At 70.7% G+C, this 13,675-nt stretch carries 25 protein-coding genes; all 25 read right to left on the bottom strand.

Features of this window, described 5'->3' with window-relative positions; all coding sequences use genetic code 11:
* Positions 1–4: 4 nt before the first annotated feature.
* Entirely contained in the window at positions 5–205 is a 201-nt protein-coding gene (locus AB0G08_RS13100; RefSeq protein WP_358086820.1) for a hypothetical protein, read from the bottom strand.
* A gap of 11 nt (positions 206–216) precedes the next feature.
* Positions 217–672, bottom strand: a complete 456-nt coding sequence (locus AB0G08_RS13095; RefSeq protein ID WP_358086819.1) for a hypothetical protein — start codon at positions 670–672, stop codon at positions 217–219.
* 2 nt (positions 673–674) lie between these two features.
* Positions 675–1,280, bottom strand: coding sequence for a hypothetical protein (locus AB0G08_RS13090; RefSeq protein WP_358086817.1), 606 nt, complete (start codon positions 1,278–1,280; stop codon positions 675–677).
* A gap of 3 nt (positions 1,281–1,283) precedes the next feature.
* Positions 1,284–1,493 (bottom strand): hypothetical protein, encoded by a 210-nt coding sequence (locus tag AB0G08_RS13085; protein WP_358086815.1) that lies wholly within the window; start codon positions 1,491–1,493, stop codon positions 1,284–1,286.
* Complete coding sequence (locus tag AB0G08_RS13080) at positions 1,490–1,867, bottom strand: hypothetical protein (protein ID WP_358086813.1); 378 nt, start codon at positions 1,865–1,867, stop codon at positions 1,490–1,492. Before AB0G08_RS13080 ends, AB0G08_RS13085 begins: the two co-directional genes overlap by 4 nt.
* Positions 1,868–1,882: 15 nt before the next feature.
* A complete protein-coding gene (locus AB0G08_RS13075; RefSeq protein WP_358086811.1) occupies positions 1,883–2,233 on the bottom strand; it encodes a hypothetical protein in 351 nt (116 codons plus the stop codon).
* Positions 2,230–2,703, bottom strand: coding sequence for a hypothetical protein (locus tag AB0G08_RS13070; protein WP_358086809.1), 474 nt, complete (start codon positions 2,701–2,703; stop codon positions 2,230–2,232). The genes AB0G08_RS13075 and AB0G08_RS13070 overlap by 4 nt, the downstream gene beginning before the upstream one ends.
* 16 nt (positions 2,704–2,719) lie before the next feature.
* Positions 2,720–3,004 carry an SAP domain-containing protein gene (locus AB0G08_RS13065; protein ID WP_358086807.1) on the bottom strand — a complete coding sequence of 95 codons (285 nt, stop codon included), beginning with the start codon at positions 3,002–3,004 and terminating at the stop codon, positions 2,720–2,722.
* A complete protein-coding gene (locus tag AB0G08_RS13060; RefSeq protein WP_358086805.1) occupies positions 3,004–3,921 on the bottom strand; it encodes a hypothetical protein in 918 nt (305 codons plus the stop codon). Before AB0G08_RS13060 ends, AB0G08_RS13065 begins: the two co-directional genes overlap by 1 nt.
* Positions 3,922–3,939: 18 nt before the next feature.
* The gene (locus AB0G08_RS13055; protein ID WP_358086803.1) at positions 3,940–4,446 is read right to left on the bottom strand and encodes a hypothetical protein; all 507 of its coding nucleotides are present in this window, start codon (positions 4,444–4,446) and stop codon (positions 3,940–3,942) included.
* A 66-nt stretch (positions 4,447–4,512) separates the two neighbouring features.
* On the bottom strand, positions 4,513–5,220 hold the full coding sequence (locus AB0G08_RS13050) for a hypothetical protein (protein WP_358086801.1): 708 nt from the start codon (positions 5,218–5,220) through the stop codon (positions 4,513–4,515).
* Positions 5,204–6,631 carry a phage portal protein gene (locus AB0G08_RS13045; protein ID WP_358086799.1) on the bottom strand — a complete coding sequence of 476 codons (1,428 nt, stop codon included), beginning with the start codon at positions 6,629–6,631 and terminating at the stop codon, positions 5,204–5,206. Before AB0G08_RS13045 ends, AB0G08_RS13050 begins: the two co-directional genes overlap by 17 nt.
* Positions 6,631–8,076, bottom strand: a complete 1,446-nt coding sequence (locus AB0G08_RS13040) for a hypothetical protein (protein ID WP_358086797.1) — start codon at positions 8,074–8,076, stop codon at positions 6,631–6,633. Before AB0G08_RS13040 ends, AB0G08_RS13045 begins: the two co-directional genes overlap by 1 nt.
* Positions 8,077–8,110: 34 nt before the next feature.
* Positions 8,111–8,416 (bottom strand): hypothetical protein, encoded by a 306-nt coding sequence (locus tag AB0G08_RS13035; RefSeq protein WP_358086795.1) that lies wholly within the window; start codon positions 8,414–8,416, stop codon positions 8,111–8,113.
* A gap of 87 nt (positions 8,417–8,503) precedes the next feature.
* Positions 8,504–8,845, bottom strand: coding sequence for an HNH endonuclease (locus AB0G08_RS13030; RefSeq protein ID WP_358086793.1), 342 nt, complete (start codon positions 8,843–8,845; stop codon positions 8,504–8,506).
* 3 nt (positions 8,846–8,848) lie between these two features.
* Positions 8,849–9,022, bottom strand: a complete 174-nt coding sequence (locus tag AB0G08_RS13025; protein ID WP_358086791.1) for a hypothetical protein — start codon at positions 9,020–9,022, stop codon at positions 8,849–8,851.
* Positions 9,023–9,160: 138 nt separating this feature from the next.
* Positions 9,161–9,565 carry a GIY-YIG nuclease family protein gene (locus AB0G08_RS13020; protein WP_358086789.1) on the bottom strand — a complete coding sequence of 135 codons (405 nt, stop codon included), beginning with the start codon at positions 9,563–9,565 and terminating at the stop codon, positions 9,161–9,163.
* 163 nt (positions 9,566–9,728) lie between these two features.
* Positions 9,729–10,112 carry a DUF6221 family protein gene (locus AB0G08_RS13015; RefSeq protein ID WP_358086974.1) on the bottom strand — a complete coding sequence of 128 codons (384 nt, stop codon included), beginning with the start codon at positions 10,110–10,112 and terminating at the stop codon, positions 9,729–9,731.
* 5 nt (positions 10,113–10,117) lie between these two features.
* Complete coding sequence (locus tag AB0G08_RS13010; RefSeq protein WP_358086787.1) at positions 10,118–10,990, bottom strand: hypothetical protein; 873 nt, start codon at positions 10,988–10,990, stop codon at positions 10,118–10,120.
* A 99-nt stretch (positions 10,991–11,089) separates the two neighbouring features.
* Positions 11,090–11,818 carry a recombinase family protein gene (locus AB0G08_RS13005; RefSeq protein WP_358086785.1) on the bottom strand — a complete coding sequence of 243 codons (729 nt, stop codon included), beginning with the start codon at positions 11,816–11,818 and terminating at the stop codon, positions 11,090–11,092.
* Positions 11,815–12,066, bottom strand: a complete 252-nt coding sequence (locus AB0G08_RS13000) for a hypothetical protein (RefSeq protein ID WP_358086783.1) — start codon at positions 12,064–12,066, stop codon at positions 11,815–11,817. The genes AB0G08_RS13005 and AB0G08_RS13000 overlap by 4 nt, the downstream gene beginning before the upstream one ends.
* A 147-nt stretch (positions 12,067–12,213) precedes the next feature.
* Positions 12,214–12,582 carry an HIT family protein gene (locus AB0G08_RS12995; RefSeq protein ID WP_358086781.1) on the bottom strand — a complete coding sequence of 123 codons (369 nt, stop codon included), beginning with the start codon at positions 12,580–12,582 and terminating at the stop codon, positions 12,214–12,216.
* 49 nt (positions 12,583–12,631) lie between these two features.
* Positions 12,632–13,225 carry a hypothetical protein gene (locus AB0G08_RS12990; RefSeq protein WP_358086779.1) on the bottom strand — a complete coding sequence of 198 codons (594 nt, stop codon included), beginning with the start codon at positions 13,223–13,225 and terminating at the stop codon, positions 12,632–12,634.
* Positions 13,222–13,500, bottom strand: a complete 279-nt coding sequence (locus AB0G08_RS12985; RefSeq protein WP_358086777.1) for a hypothetical protein — start codon at positions 13,498–13,500, stop codon at positions 13,222–13,224. Before AB0G08_RS12985 ends, AB0G08_RS12990 begins: the two co-directional genes overlap by 4 nt.
* A complete protein-coding gene (locus tag AB0G08_RS12980; RefSeq protein ID WP_358086776.1) occupies positions 13,497–13,625 on the bottom strand; it encodes a hypothetical protein in 129 nt (42 codons plus the stop codon). The genes AB0G08_RS12985 and AB0G08_RS12980 overlap by 4 nt, the downstream gene beginning before the upstream one ends.
* Between the last annotated feature and the right edge of the window lie 50 nt (positions 13,626–13,675).

Genomic DNA, 13,675 nt, shown 5'->3' with positions numbered 1-13,675 from the left:
CCTCTCACGCTGGTATCTCGCCCCGCCACAACGCCTCACGGCGCTGCCGGATCCGCTCGTGCATCTGCTCGTCACGGCCCGGCAGCGGCGCTTCCAGCAGGTCGTGGAAGCGGGCACGCGGACAGTCCCGGTCGCACTCCAGGGCGCAATCCGGGTGGTGTGGCGGGCGCAGGTGCATGTAGAGCAGGTTGAGTAGCTGCCGCATCGGGATGCGGGTCAGCCAGTCAGCACCTCCGACACCGGACGCAGATGCGCCAAGGCCGGGTGTGTTGAGGACGAGGTGCTCGCACTCGGCGAAGTTGCTTGCTGCCCAGCAGAGGAGCCTTGCGGCTCCACGGTAGGGCGGCCGGCCTGCACCTCGAACAGCTTGAACGCCAGGTCCATCAGGCTGTCCTCGTTGGCCTTGTGCGCCACCGCGAGCCGGTAGAACCGGTCGAACTGCGAGTCGTCGCCGCCCGGCTTGGTGAGGGCCGCACGCAGCGCCCCCCACATCGCGCCCATGCCGCTGGTGCCGCTCTCCCCGCCGACCATCGCCGCCGCGAGCTGGAACCGAAGGATCGCCGGCATGACGCCCTCGACGACGAACTCCTTGCCGAAGAACTCGAACGTGTCCCGCTCGGACTCCGGCTCGATCTCCCGCAGCGCGGCGCCGAAGCTGCCCAGGTGCGCCACCGTCAGACCCCCGTCGCCTGCGCCAGCGACCCGGCCGTGAACCGCTTGTACGGGGTGGTCAGGATCGTCGTGTCGGGCAGCTCCACCGAGAACTCGACCGGCAGCCCCGCCTTCGTCGCCATCTCCGCCCGGCCCGTCTCCACGCTGCCGCCGTTGAACACCTGCGGCCAGATCAGGACCTCTTCCTCGTCCAGCGAGATGAAGCCGAGCGCGACCCGGACCTCCGCGCCGACCAGCGGCGGCACGTACTCGGACAGCTTCGTCGCACCGGTGCCGGAGACCGTGATGGTGCCGCCGTTCATGGCGAGCTTCCAGTTCACGTCCGAGATGTGCGACATGGTGAAGGCGACCGTGCCGCCCTTCTCCGTCGTCACCGTGCGCACCGGGTAAGCCGACTCGGCCACCCGGATCGCCTCGGTGCTGGTCGACTCGTTGTACGTCAGCCCGGCCTCCGTCGCACCCACCTGCAACCAGCCGTCCGTGGCGTAGTCGAACACCACCTTGCTGCCGGCCGCCGTGATGGTCGGCATCGTCGTCAGCCCGTACTTGTAGATGATCAGCCCGGGGCCGGTCTTGATCTGGCCCGGCTGGATCGTCGGCGTCGCCATCGCTCAGCCCCTCCGCTCGTTCTTCGCGGCCGGCGTGCCGGACGCCTCGGCGACGGCCTGCTGGCCGGCGTTCGACTTGGCGGTGGCGACGTACGCCTCCCAGCCGTTGTCCTTGACCTGCTTCTCCGACACGGTGTCGCCGACCCGGAACGCGAACACGCCGCGGCCCGGATCGCCGATGGGGATGTCGGTGGTGACCACGCGGTCGCTCACGATTCCTCCGGGTTCACTCGGTACTGCACCTGACTGATCACTCGGGCCCGCCCTGACGTCTCGTCAGGCGACCACAACATGGACACCGGCAGCGCGACCCCCGTCACCCAGGCGACCGCGCCGTGGAAGCCCCACAGGGCCGCCTCACCGGCCCGGGCCAGCGTTTTCGCCTCGAACTCGCTGCCGCCCCACCACTCGACCTGGTACTCCGGCAGGGCCTCCCACGGCCACGGCTGCGTCCCGCCGATGCGGGCCACCCTCACCGACGGCAGCGACCCGGCAGCGAGCCGGGTGCCGACACGGCCACCGTGCAGCGGCACCAGCGGCGGGAAGGTGTCGAGGTAGTCGACGAACGCCTGGTCGACGTCGGGCATCGTCGGGAACACCTGTCAGCCCTCCGCGATGTAGACGCGCCGCAGCGCCACCTCAAGGCCCGGCCGCCAGCCGGTCAGCGGGGAACGCCACTCGCCGACCTCGCCCTCCACCTCGTACACCTCGCCGCGGACCTCCATGCGGTCCGTGGGAAGCACGTCGGCGTCGGGCGGCCCGTAGCCGGTCAGGCCGACGATCACGCTCGGGCTGTCCGACGTGGTGGACTCATCCGGCGTGCGGGGCGCGAAGCCCCACCCCGGCGAGTCGGTGCGGGTGGCGGCGTTCCAGTCGCGGCCCTCGTTGCCGTACGGCCCGGCGACCAGCGGCGCCCGCAGAATCACCGCGGTCTCGCCGTAGGCGAACCTCACGGCTCCACCTGCTCATACAGCGGAGCGCCAGCGATGTCCGCCCCGCACGAGCAGTACGCCGCCCCGAACATCAGCGCGCAGATCGGCGAGTGCTGGACCGCGCTACCGGGGGCGGTGTCGACCGCGAACGCCGTCGCCGGGCCGGCTGTGCGGCACAGCTCCTGGAGCGCCTCGATCTCGCTCGGCCACAGGTTGAAGCCGGTCCGCTGCCGCGTGTCCGTGGTGACGCTGAACGGGCCCGCCGCCTGCTGCTGAAGCGCACCCGACCCGGCCTCCGCCCACCGCTTCACCGCGCCGAGCAGGATCAGCTTCGCCTCGGCGAGCTGGTCGGCGGTCGGCGCCGGATCGGTAGCGGCCAGACAGGGGGCGACCCGCGACGCCTTCGCGTTCGCGCCGGCAACCATCGCCTCGACCAGCTCCGTCGTGCGGAGACTGGCCGGCAGGTCGGTGACCTGAATGATCTCAGCCACGGGTCACCCCCTCCCGTTACTGGTTGGCGCGGGCGTCGTCGTCCGCCTTCAGCGCGGCGACGAGGTCGGGCTTCCTGCCGTCCAGGGACAGCAGGTCGGCCTCGTCGCGGCCCTCGTTGCGGCGCTCGATCTCGGCCCTCAGGTCGGCGACCTTCATGGCGTCGTAGCCCTCGGCGCCCTCGGCGTCCCCGCCCGCCTGGGAGCCGTCGTACGGCGACCACAGGCGCGACGCGAACCGCTCGTCCTTGTCGTCGGCCACGCTCACGACGACCCCGGTCTCGGAGTTGATGAAGCGGCCCATCAGACGTTCGCCACCGAGTCAGTGACCTTGGCGAAGCCGTCCAGGTCCATGATCCCCCAGCCGTACACGACCTCCAGGCGCAGCGCGATCTGGTTCTTGCGCTTCAGGTCGCCCTGGCCGTCCGGGTCGCCGTAGCGGATCAGCTCGACCGGCACGCGCCGCTGCACGCCCCACCGGAGCAGGTCCCACTGGCCGACGATGGCCTTGATGTTGGTGTTCGCCGACGCCTCCGGGGTGCCGGACACCGTGCTCGACGACGCGGCGGTCAGGCCCTCGAACGCGCTGATGTTCGAGCCGAAGCCGAACTCCGGGTACTTCTTGCGGCCGTCGCTGTAGCGGGCCGTCGCGATCGTCCACGCGTACGTCGGGTCGAACGCGATGCCGGTCGGCACGTACCCGTCGGCGATGACCAGGCCGGCGGCCTGCTCCAGGACGATGTCCGGCGTGGTCAGGGTCGCGGTCGTGATCTCCACCGCGTTGGTGGTCGACGCGATCCGGTCACCGGCGGCGATGCCCGCGATGACGGCGCCGCTGAGCGGGTTGATGCCGTGCAGGACACCGAGGTCGAGGGCCCGCGCCAGCGCCAGACCGCCCTCGCTGGAGAGGGTCGACAGGATGCCGAGCTGGTAGTCCTCGTCGGCCCACATGACTTCCTCGTTGAACCGCATCGTGACCTGCACCTTGTGGGGGGTCACGACCTTCGTGCCGAACGTGGCGTTCGTCGAGGACTTGTCCGCGCCCTCACCGACGTACTCGGCCCGCGGCCGGCCGGTCAGGGTCATGTGGGTGACCTCGCCGAACTGCTGCGGCTCCGCGCCCGACAGCTGGGCCACGGCCGAGCCGGTGGTGGCCTTGCTGAAGAGGCCGGCTGCAATGTTCTTCGGCAGGGTGATGTTGCTCGTGGCGAGAACGGCCACAGCCGTACTCCTTCCGGGTCAGTCTCCGGCGAACAGGGAGCGAGCCAGTTCCCGCTCCTCGCTTCCACCGGAGGTGGGAGATGTGCCCTCGCGGGGCACGTGGTTGGTCTTCTTGCGCTGCGAGCCACGCGCCAGCAAGCGGTCCGCCTGCTTCAGCAGCAGCTCGGGGTCGGTCGCGGTGAGGAACAGTTCGGCGTCCTCGGAGTCGATCGCGTGGAGCTTCACCAGGTGCTCACGCAACTGGCCGGCGACCAGGCTCGGCACCTTCGCCGCCTCGGCCTCAGCCTTGGCGACGCGGTCGTTCGCCTTCTCGATCTCCGACTTGTTCGCCTGCTCGATCTCGTCGAGCTTCGCGGCCTTCGCCTTCAGGTCGTCGTAGTCGGCGGGCTTGGCCCGCTTCACACGCTCCCCGATGATCCGGTTCAGGTCGTCCTGCGAAGTGATCGGCTTGAAGCCGTCGCCAGCGCCGGGCGTGGTGTCGCTGGTGGTGTTACCGCCCTCAGTCGACGTGCTCGTCTCGCTCACCGTTCCTCCTGCATGTCCGCGCGTTGACCGCCGCGCGTCGGCGTAACCCCGCCCTCGGCGGGAAGCTCAGTTGACGCCCAGGTCCTCGCGCATCTGGGCAGTGATCGCCTTCGGGTCGCCGCCAGCCTTCGACCGGGCCGCGTTGTACTGCTGGAGCAGCGCGTCCACGTCGTACGGCTCCCGCTGGCCCCGCCACACCGGCACCGGCTGGCAGTCACACTCGTTGTGCCAGTGGTTGTCGTCGCCGCCGGCCGACTCGCGGCTGAGGTATACCGCGCCGCGGCTGGCCAGCATCCGGCACCACGCGCACGTGTCGGCGCCCTGCGGCACCCGAGCCCACCGCGGCTCCGACGGATCGCGACGCACGTTGCGGTAGAGGGTGTTCCGGCCGCCTTGCTGCACCAGGCGCTGCACCGCGCCCGACGCCAGCCCGAGGGCCTTTGCGCTGTCGGTGGCGCCGAACAGCGGCCCGACAGCCCACCGAGCGACCGCCCGGACCTGCTCGTCCGGCAGCGCTTCGGGCAGCGTCGCCCGGAACGCCCCGGGAGCCTGTGCCTGCTCGCGCTGCTGGTCGTACCAGTCCGCCGCCACGGTCATTGCCAGATCCCCGTACGCGGCGACCAACTCGACCAGGAACGCCTCCAACGCCGCCACCACCGCCCGCGGGTCCGACACGTCGAGCATCGCCCACCACGCGGCCAGTTCGCGGCGCGCCAGAGCCACCACGTCCTGCTGCGACGACCGGTAGGCGGCAACCTCAGCCGGCGTCGCCACCGGTCACCACCGGATCCTGCCGGGCCGCCTGCGCCGCCGCCGCGAGGGCCGTCAGCCGCTGCTGAGCCTGCGCCCGCCGGCGGTCCGCCAACGCGCGGGCGATCTGCTGCCGGTCGAGGCCGAGCAGTTCCAGCCCCACCTCGGTTTCGGCCAGCCACGGGATCGCGCTGAGCTGCTTCATGCCCGCGTCGGCCTGCGCCGCCCGCGACAGAAACCGCGGGTCACGCCAGCGCGGCTGGATCGTCGCCCACTCCGGCGGGATGTCGTCGGCGGTGACGCCGTTCGCCATGGCCAGAGCCCGCACCGCCGCCCGCCGCAGGTACGGCGCCCAGTCGTCCGTCGCTCCCTCCGCCTCCGCGATCAGCTCGTGCTGCGACGCGTCGTACGCCTCCGCGCTGGTCGGGTTCGCCAGGTCGGTGATCGCCACCGCCGTATCCGGCAGCGACGTGGCGCGGGCGAACATCTTCGCGAACGCGTTCAGCGCCGCCAGGTGCGGCTCCGGCGACGACGCCGGGAACTGCTTCACGTCCGCCCGTGGCTGCGTGGCGTCGTCGTCATCCGGGACGCCCTTGATGCGGCCCATCACGACCTGCCACGCGGCCTTCGTGGTCCCGTCGGCGTTCTTGAAGATGCTCTCGTCGGCGCCGAGCAGCCACAGGTCGGGGATGGCGTAGATGTCGCTGTGCGCCTCCAGACGGATCAGCGCCCGGGTGGCCTGGTCTTGGAGGTTCATGACCTCGCGGGAGATCCTGCTCGACCCGAACGGGCGGTCCAGGCGGGGCCGGTACGGCAGCGGCTCCGCCGGCACACCCCACGGGTGCTCCTGCACGTCCACGGACCAGCCCGACGAATCCTGCTCGGCGACGACCGTGCGGCCCTCGAGGTACAGCGCCAGCGCTGTCGGCTTGCCCTCGCCGTCGCGGCCCGTGATGGACAGCAGGTTGTCCAGCCGGCGCCGGCGCGCGTTCCATACCCCGGTCGCGTTGGTCGCGTCCCGGAAGTGCAGCAGCGCCGGCGGCTCGCCGTCACCGCCGACCGTGTTGACGACGAACGCCGTCGAGTGGATCAGCGACGAGACAACGCCCTGCGACACCTCGGAGCCGAGGTTGTTGCCCTCCCACACCTCGCCCCAGCCCAGGCTGGCCAGGTCGCCGTCCGGCCACACGAAGCCGTCGAGGTTGCAGCGGCGGGCGAGGATGTCGACCGCCTTGCCCGACCAGCCCAGCACGATGCCGAGCCCCCAATACTGGGGTGGGATCACCGACCCGACGAGCCGGGTGACCCGCTTCATGTCGTAGTACGCCGACCGCAGCCGGTTCCGCTGCCCCTTCGCGTCGAGCTGCTCCAACAGCCCGTTCAGGGTGCGGTTGTCGTCATCCGGGACGCCCGGCAGGGTGATCCGGTCCATCATCAGAGCACCACCGCCTTCCGTCTGCCGCTGCTGCGTCCCACGCCGCTACCGCCCCGCCAGGGCTTGCGCGGCCGGCTGTGCTGCGCCCCGATCAGCGCCAGCGTGCCCGCCTGGATCGGCGTGATGTCCGACTCGGCCGTCTTGCGCGACCACACCCACATGCCCGTGTCACCGAGCGGGCGCTTGCCCGCCGGCAGGGCCGCCGACGTGAACTGCGGCTGCCCGATGTGCCAGAGCCATCCGGTCACGATCCCGTCGAGGACCCGCGAGCACCCGGCGCCCAGCTCGGCCACCTTCACCGGCATGACCTCGATCTTCGTGTTCTTGAAGAACCAGCGACCGTTGCGCTGCTCCAGCAGGGCGGCAATCGGCCCGCCCACGTCCACGATCACCGCACGGATCTGCGGGTTCGCTGCGAGGGTCGCCTCGATGTGCGGCACCAGCCACGCCACCCCGCGGCCCCGGGTGTGCTGGTCGTCGTCTAGCTCCATGTGCCAGCCGCCGTCCGCGCGCTGGCCGGCCAGGGCCACCGACGCCCACGCCAGATCCGGGCCGCACTCCACACCCAGGGCGAACCGGTCCACCGCCACCGACAACTCGTCGGCCTGGTCCCGCCACGACGGCGCCGGGATCACACCCGAGCCCTTCGCCGCATCCCAGATCCCGAGGCCCTCACGTAGGAACGACTCGTCCGCCGGCAGGTTCGCCCGCATCCGCAGCATCGCCTCACGGGGCGTGCGGTGCGGGTACGACGGGTTCGCCCGCTCCCACTGCTCCTGGTCGTCCGGGTCGGCGTCCTCGTCGGCGCTGCACTCGACGTACACCATGTCGTCGGACTCGCCGGACAGCGCCTGGGCCCGCTTGTTTGCGAACACCTCGCCTGGGTCCACCGGCCTCGGCGGCGTGCCCATGTAGAACAGCAGCGCCCCGTGCGGGTGCCTGCTCTGGTTGGTCGCGGCGATCATGTCTTCGAGGGCCTTCTCCGTCAGGATCTGCGCCTCGTCGAACACCTCGACGTCGACCTCGTCGAAGCCGCGGCCGAATCCCTGCTCCCGAGCACCGAACATGATCAGGCTGCCGTTGCGGAAGCCGATCTCCTGCTCGCCGTTCGCGGTGCGGATGTGGTCGACGTGCGGGGCGATCTTCTTCCGCCGCACCATGCCCTGCATCGACCGGAACGTGTTCGTCGCCGTCCTGGTGCGGTGCGCCGTCCACACGACCTTCAGACCCGGGAACAGGATGCACAGGATCACGACCAGGGCGCCGACGAAGTACGTCTTCCCGACCTGCCGCGGAATCGACAGCACCACGCCGCCGACCGTCGCCGCGTACTTCCCATCGGCCCGCTTGCCGAGCGCCAGCCGGCCGGCGCCGTCCTGCCACGGATCGAACAGCAGCCCCAGCTCCGCACCCTTCGCGCGGACCGCCGAGAAGCCCGTCGTCACGATCCCCGACGGGAACACGACGTGCCGGGCCGCCTCAGAGAGCTTCGGCGCTGAACGCCTCGTCGGAGACCGGACCGCCACGCTCCGCCTCCTGCTCCTCCCGGGCGTCGATCGCCTCGATGTCCCGCACCACCTCGACCAGCCGCTTCGTCAGCGCCGCCAGGTCCCGGGCCGGTGTGTTCGGGTCCTCGACCGCCTTAGCGATCCGGGCCCGCATCGCCACCAGCAGCTCACGAGTCGTGCCCTTGTCCGCGGCCTCGGTGACCGTCTTCGGCTTCGTCGGCGTCGCAGCCTCGCCAGGGGCGACCACGCGCAGAGCCTTGCGAGAACGAGGGGGCATGGTCACCTCCTGGTGGAAAGAAGCCCGGAGAGAGATCCCGCCTAAGCCGGGAGACGCGGGCCGGGGGTGGGGGTGGGGGACCTCCCCCTATGTCCGGTTTGGTCGGGTCAGGCTGCCGGAGCGTCGGAGGATCGGGCCGCCGTCGGTGCGGTCGCTCTTGGCTCGGTTGCACATGCGATGGGCTGCCTGCTTGTTGGCCAGGATGTCGGGACCGCCGCGGTTGACGGGGATGACGTGGTCGACGACGTAGCTCATGGGGTGCGGCACGCAGCCAGTGCAGGTCGGCCCGGTGCAGCGCTTGCCGTGCTCGCCTGGTGCAACGGTCAGCGAGTAGTCGATGGTGTCGCCGCAGATCCCGCATGGTGGCTTACCTCGGGCGATGGTGGCGCGGTGCCGGTCGCGGATGGCGGTGTTGCGAGGGGCGGGCACTTGTCACCTCTGCTCGTGCAGCTCGCGTCCGTCGAGGCTGTGGTGAACGACCACCCAGCCCATCGCCCCGTCCTCGGCCTTGACCGGCTCGGTGGTCGGACCGCACACGCAGTCCTGTCCGCCGCTGCTGTCGTGCTCGATGAGGTCGTTGATGGGCACGACGTGCTGGGTGCTCATCGCGCCTCCACCTCCCGCCGGGTGTGCGGGCAGGCCGGGCCCCGCTTGCCTGGCCTGCCCGCTGACCCCCCGCCCCGAGCCGGGCACGACGAAGCCCCGCCGGCGTAGAGACGCTGACGGGGCTTCAAAGCTGACGTTCTATGCGGCGCGGATCGGCTCCACGCCAGCCTTGGTCCTGATCTCGTTGATGAACTCGACCAGCTCAGGCGTGGCATGGAACAGCTCGTTGATGACCCGGGCCTTCTTGAATCTCGTGTGCAGTTCCTGCTCTTCGGCGTAGCCGCCGGGGATCACCGCCAGCACGTCGGTGGTTGGCTTGCCCAGTGCTCGGAGTCGGCCGTGAAGCTGGGTGCTGTACCCGATCTTCACGTACGGCCCGAACTTGATGAAGTAGACCACCGAGCCCAGCGACTTCAGCGCCGTACTCAGTTCCTTCATGCGCTGCCGATGCACGGCGCCCGCTGAGATCCCGAGGGACACCGCTTGCGCCAGGTCGCTGTACCCGCCGGTGGGACGGACAGGCTTGCTTGTACGCTTGGCCACGTCGACTCCTCTACAGTCGGCCACGCCCCGGGAGTGTTACCAGCACTCGCCGGGGCTTCTGCTTCCAGCACCTTGGCTGGATAGCAAAAAGGCTCGAACCGCTACGCCAGTTCAAGCCACCCTAATGGTGGGGGTGTTCTGCGCCGGAGTCAAGTTGACGCGCTCAGGGTCGCCATTCGTCTCGGTAGCCGGGCCGGTCGGCGTACGGCAGGGCGATGAGCTGCATCAGACGTCGGGCCTGGATGCTTCGGCGCTCTTCGCAGTCGTCGAGGATGCGCTGCTTGGCGTCCACCTCGGCCAGCACCCGCCCCGGATCCCAGCGCGCCATGTGCTCGGCGTTGGGGATGAACACCTCACGTGCCACCGTCCAGTAGTGGCCGCTGCGGTCCTCGGCGATGTGGCAGCGGTTCGGCTCGCTGTGGTGCTCGGAGTTGTGGTGCTCGGTAGTCCAAACGCCTGGGTTGGCGGCATCGGGGTGTAGCGCCTCGCGTGCCACCCGCTCGTCATCGTCGAGCTGGGCGCGCAGCCAGGTCGCCAGGTCATCCATGTCGCTCACGCTGCCACCTGCTCCCACAGCTTCTTGGCGTGCCCGCGCAGCTCGTTCAGGTCGAACACCGTCCGCCCCTTCCCGTCCTTGCCCAGCGGCTTGACGTCGCCCTTGAACGCCCACTTCCGCAGCATCGCCGGCGTCACCTCCCGCCGGTGCCGCAGCGACAGGTCAGCCGCCGCCGTGTACGCGTCCACCTCGACCGGGGCCTCGCCGACGAGCTGCCGCTGCCACCACTCAACGGTCTCCTCCGTGCCGCAGCCGGTGCACTGCACGAACGGCTGGTCGCCGTACGCGTGCAGCCGCGTGCCGCACGGGCCCGGGTTGGCGCCGTCGAGGTCGGCCACGATCAGCGGGCAGTCGCCGATGTAGAGCCGGTCGGTGCCGGCCGGGTAGGCGAGGCGTCGGGTGCGCGGATCACCGGCGATGTCCCGCAGATCCCGCGCGTGCTCGTCAGCGGCCCCGTGAGCGGCCAACCACACCGCATGGTGGGCGACGTATGCACCGAGGGCTGAAACCTCGTCAGCGGGCAAATGAAGGCCCCTCTCGTCGGCGATGATCCGCACCAGCGACACGAGGGTGGCTCGGATCGCCTGCCGGGCCTCCATCACCTCGTCGTCGGGCACCGGCGCGGACAGGCTCGACGACGCCACCCGCTCCCCGCCCCGTCCCCGGCGGATGAGGGTCAGCGCGAGTTCTTCGTGGAGCACGGCGGCGGTGCGGGCGTCCTCGGCGAGACGCCGGGTGTCCACCTCGCACAGGCGCAGCCCGTCGGCGGCCGGGCGGGGCAGGCAGCCGCGGCATTTCGTGTCGGTGCAGCCTTCGGCGTGCTGGCCGGTGATGCCGCAGTGGTCGGCGATGCAAAGGGTCGAGGTCACGGTGTCCCCCCGGTTGTAGGCTGGCCTGCGATCAAGGCGGGCGCCTGCGGGGTGCTCGGGGTGGGCCTCCTGGTGTGCAGCCGGGAGGCCCACCGGCGTCTACGGGGTTGGGGCCTTGCCTCGGTGGCGGCCGGTGGCCTGGCGACGCAGCACGTCTGACACCCCCGCCGACGTCCACCGCCGGCCGCGCTTGGTGGTGCGGCCTTCGGCGTTGAGTGCGGCGGCGACCTGCCGCGTGGACGCCCCGGCACGGCTCAGCTCCAGCAGGCGGCGGATGGTGGCCTGCTCGGTGGGGTCCTTGACGAGCTGCTTGTTGACGGACCGCTGCCCGAACGCCGGGCTGCCGTAGGCGAAGCCGCCTTTGGTGGCCTTCATGCGCCGGCCGCGCCGCATGCGGAGCACGATCATGTCCCGCTCGTACTCGGCCATCAGGCCGAACATCCGGCGCACGAACTTGCGGGTGGGGTCTTCCGGGTCGTCGCGGAGGTTGTTCTCGTTCGGGGCGGTGGAGTAGACCTCGCCGTCGAGCTTCCAGATGGCCTGCATGAAGGTCTCTTGGATCATCATGTCGCGGGCGAGGCGGTCGAGCTTGAACATCACGACGCCGCCGGCGCGCTTGGTGGCGATGTCGTGTTCGACGTCGGCCCAGCCGTCGCGTTCGGCGAGGGTGCCGCTGGCGTCGTCGCGGTGCCAGTCGATGATGCGCCGCTTGTTGGTCTTGGCCCACGCCTTGATGGCTTCGGTCTGGACGTCGAGGCCGAAGCCGTCTTCGGCTTGGCGGTCGGTGCTGACGCGGAGGTACGCGACCAGCGGCGGCAGGGTGATCACGCGGTGGCCTCCCGCGCCTCGTGCCACTTCCGGTAGCAGGCGGGGCGCTTGCAGATCGCCTTCTCGGGGATTCGGTCCGCCTGCTCCGTCAGGAAGGAGTCGAGCATGATCGTGGTGCGGGACGACTCGTCGCCGTCACGGCATGCGGCGAACCACCGGCCCGGGGCGGCCTGGGCGTGGTACCTCCATGCCTGGCCCGGGTGGTCAAGGTACGAGGCGTCGCGGTGGGCGAAGCGAATCTCGGTCATCTCTCGTCCTTTCGGGTGCTGTGACCTGCGGTGCCGTAGCTATTGAGATAGATCCGGCGCTTCTGGTGTCTGATTCGGGGCGGTTGGCGGCTTTCTGGTGCCGGGGAGTGTCAGTTATCGCGATGCAGGGGTGCCGATGTCTGGGAGTTATCCGGTGGGCTGGCGGCGCTTGCCCGAGTACCAGGGCAACGCGAGTCCGTCGTTCTCCCGGCGCGGCACGATGTGCAGGTGGAGGTGAAAGACGCTCTGCGTCGCCTCCCGGCCCGCCGAGGTGATGATGTTGAACGCGCCCTGGCAGAACATCGGGGCGAGCGCCGCCGCGAGCCGCATGGTCTCGGCGGAAACGTGCGGGTCTTCGGCTGCGTCTCGGACGTGCTTCACCGGGAGCACGAGCAGGTGCCCGGCGACGACGGGCTTGAGCGGTCGAATGGCGATGGCGTCGGTTCCGGCCGCGACCTGGGTTGCGGGTTCGCGGCCGGCAACGATCTCGCAGAACACGCATGGGCTGTCGGTCATCTCGGTCCCTCCTTGATCAATCCGTGCCCTCTGAGCAGTGCTTCTGGGGCTACGGCTGGCTGTCATCGGCGAGTGCATCGCGTACGTGCTGGCGCAGTCGGATCGTTCGGCGGGGCCGTTCCACGCCGTGATGGGCGGCCAACGTCTCCGGGTCGAGGTGGTCGGTGTGGCCGGTCTGGTGCGGCACCACCACCGGCGCGGGCTCGTCGTGGATCGGGCAGCCAGCGGGCCGCCGAGGGGAGACGACGCAGAACGCGCAGTCGTCCAGCTCCTCATCGGTCCACCGCGCTGCGGCGGCGATCTCGTCGAGGTGGAACGGCTCGCACGGCTGGGTGCGGGCACGGGGGATCTTCGGGCCGAGGAGCCGGGTGTAGGTGACGCCGCGTCCGCGGGGCCCGTTGGCGGCGAGCAGCGGGATGGCGCCGACCCAGCCGGCGACCTCGTGCACCCGGTTCCATTCGGCGGGGCCGAGCTTGCCGTCTTCCTTGCACTGGACGACGAGGAGCTGGCCGGGCTTGAACCCGACGAGGTCGATCTTCGTGCCGCCCTTGCTGCCGGCGGCGCGGAGCACGTCGTAGCCGTTGGCCGTCATGTCGTCGCGGGTCTTCCACTCGAAGCGGCGACCGGTGTCGTAGCGGGTCACGGCTGCGCCTCGGCGTCCTGGACGAGCCGGTAGCCGGTGCTGGTCGGGCGGAACCGGTCGAGCCGGATCCGGGTGCGGCGCCCGGGCTGGCCGTCGTCGTGGGTGCGGGCCGTCACCTGCTCGACGAGGGCCCGGGCGGGGACGGCGCGGTGGTGGGGCTTGGCGGGCTGGGCGGGTTCGATGGCGATGACGCGGATCTGGCGGCCGTAGCCGCGCGGGTCGTTGTCGGCCCAGACCTGGCCGGGACGGACGGTGGGCATGTCGGGCTGGGTCATCGGGTCACCTCGGCGTCGTCGGTCTGCTCGGCGGGCGGGGTCTGCTCGGTGGCGCAGTAGGGGCGGTGGGGGCCGGGGTCGCTGTTGATGTCGCAGGTGCACTCGGCGTAGTAGTCGGGGCTCACGGTTGCTCCTGTCGTCGGAGGGCGGGTGTCTGGCGGGCGAGGCGGTTGAG

This window comes from Micromonospora sp. NPDC023644 (assembly GCF_040640115.1).
In the GTDB taxonomy this organism is placed as follows: domain Bacteria; phylum Actinomycetota; class Actinomycetes; order Mycobacteriales; family Micromonosporaceae; genus Micromonospora.
The sequence above is the reverse complement of the archived record's forward strand: the minus strand, read 5'-3'. Positions and strand labels throughout refer to the sequence as shown.

Coding starts and splice junctions, on each gene's coding strand:
- AB0G08_RS13100 (WP_358086820.1), bottom strand. CDS start 205: ATGCGGCAGCTACTCAACCTGCTCTACATGCACCTGCGCCCGCCACAC.
- AB0G08_RS13090 (WP_358086817.1), bottom strand. CDS start 1,280: ATGGCGACGCCGACGATCCAGCCGGGCCAGATCAAGACCGGCCCCGGG.
- AB0G08_RS13080 (WP_358086813.1), bottom strand. CDS start 1,867: ATGCCCGACGTCGACCAGGCGTTCGTCGACTACCTCGACACCTTCCCG.
- AB0G08_RS13065 (WP_358086807.1), bottom strand. CDS start 3,004: ATGGGCCGCTTCATCAACTCCGAGACCGGGGTCGTCGTGAGCGTGGCC.
- AB0G08_RS13045 (WP_358086799.1), bottom strand. CDS start 6,631: ATGATGGACCGGATCACCCTGCCGGGCGTCCCGGATGACGACAACCGC.
- AB0G08_RS13035 (WP_358086795.1), bottom strand. CDS start 8,416: ATGCCCCCTCGTTCTCGCAAGGCTCTGCGCGTGGTCGCCCCTGGCGAG.
- AB0G08_RS13025 (WP_358086791.1), bottom strand. CDS start 9,022: ATGAGCACCCAGCACGTCGTGCCCATCAACGACCTCATCGAGCACGAC.
- AB0G08_RS13015 (WP_358086974.1), bottom strand. CDS start 10,112: ATGGATGACCTGGCGACCTGGCTGCGCGCCCAGCTCGACGATGACGAG.
- AB0G08_RS13000 (WP_358086783.1), bottom strand. CDS start 12,066: ATGACCGAGATTCGCTTCGCCCACCGCGACGCCTCGTACCTTGACCAC.
- AB0G08_RS12995 (WP_358086781.1), bottom strand. CDS start 12,582: ATGACCGACAGCCCATGCGTGTTCTGCGAGATCGTTGCCGGCCGCGAA.
- AB0G08_RS12985 (WP_358086777.1), bottom strand. CDS start 13,500: ATGACCCAGCCCGACATGCCCACCGTCCGTCCCGGCCAGGTCTGGGCC.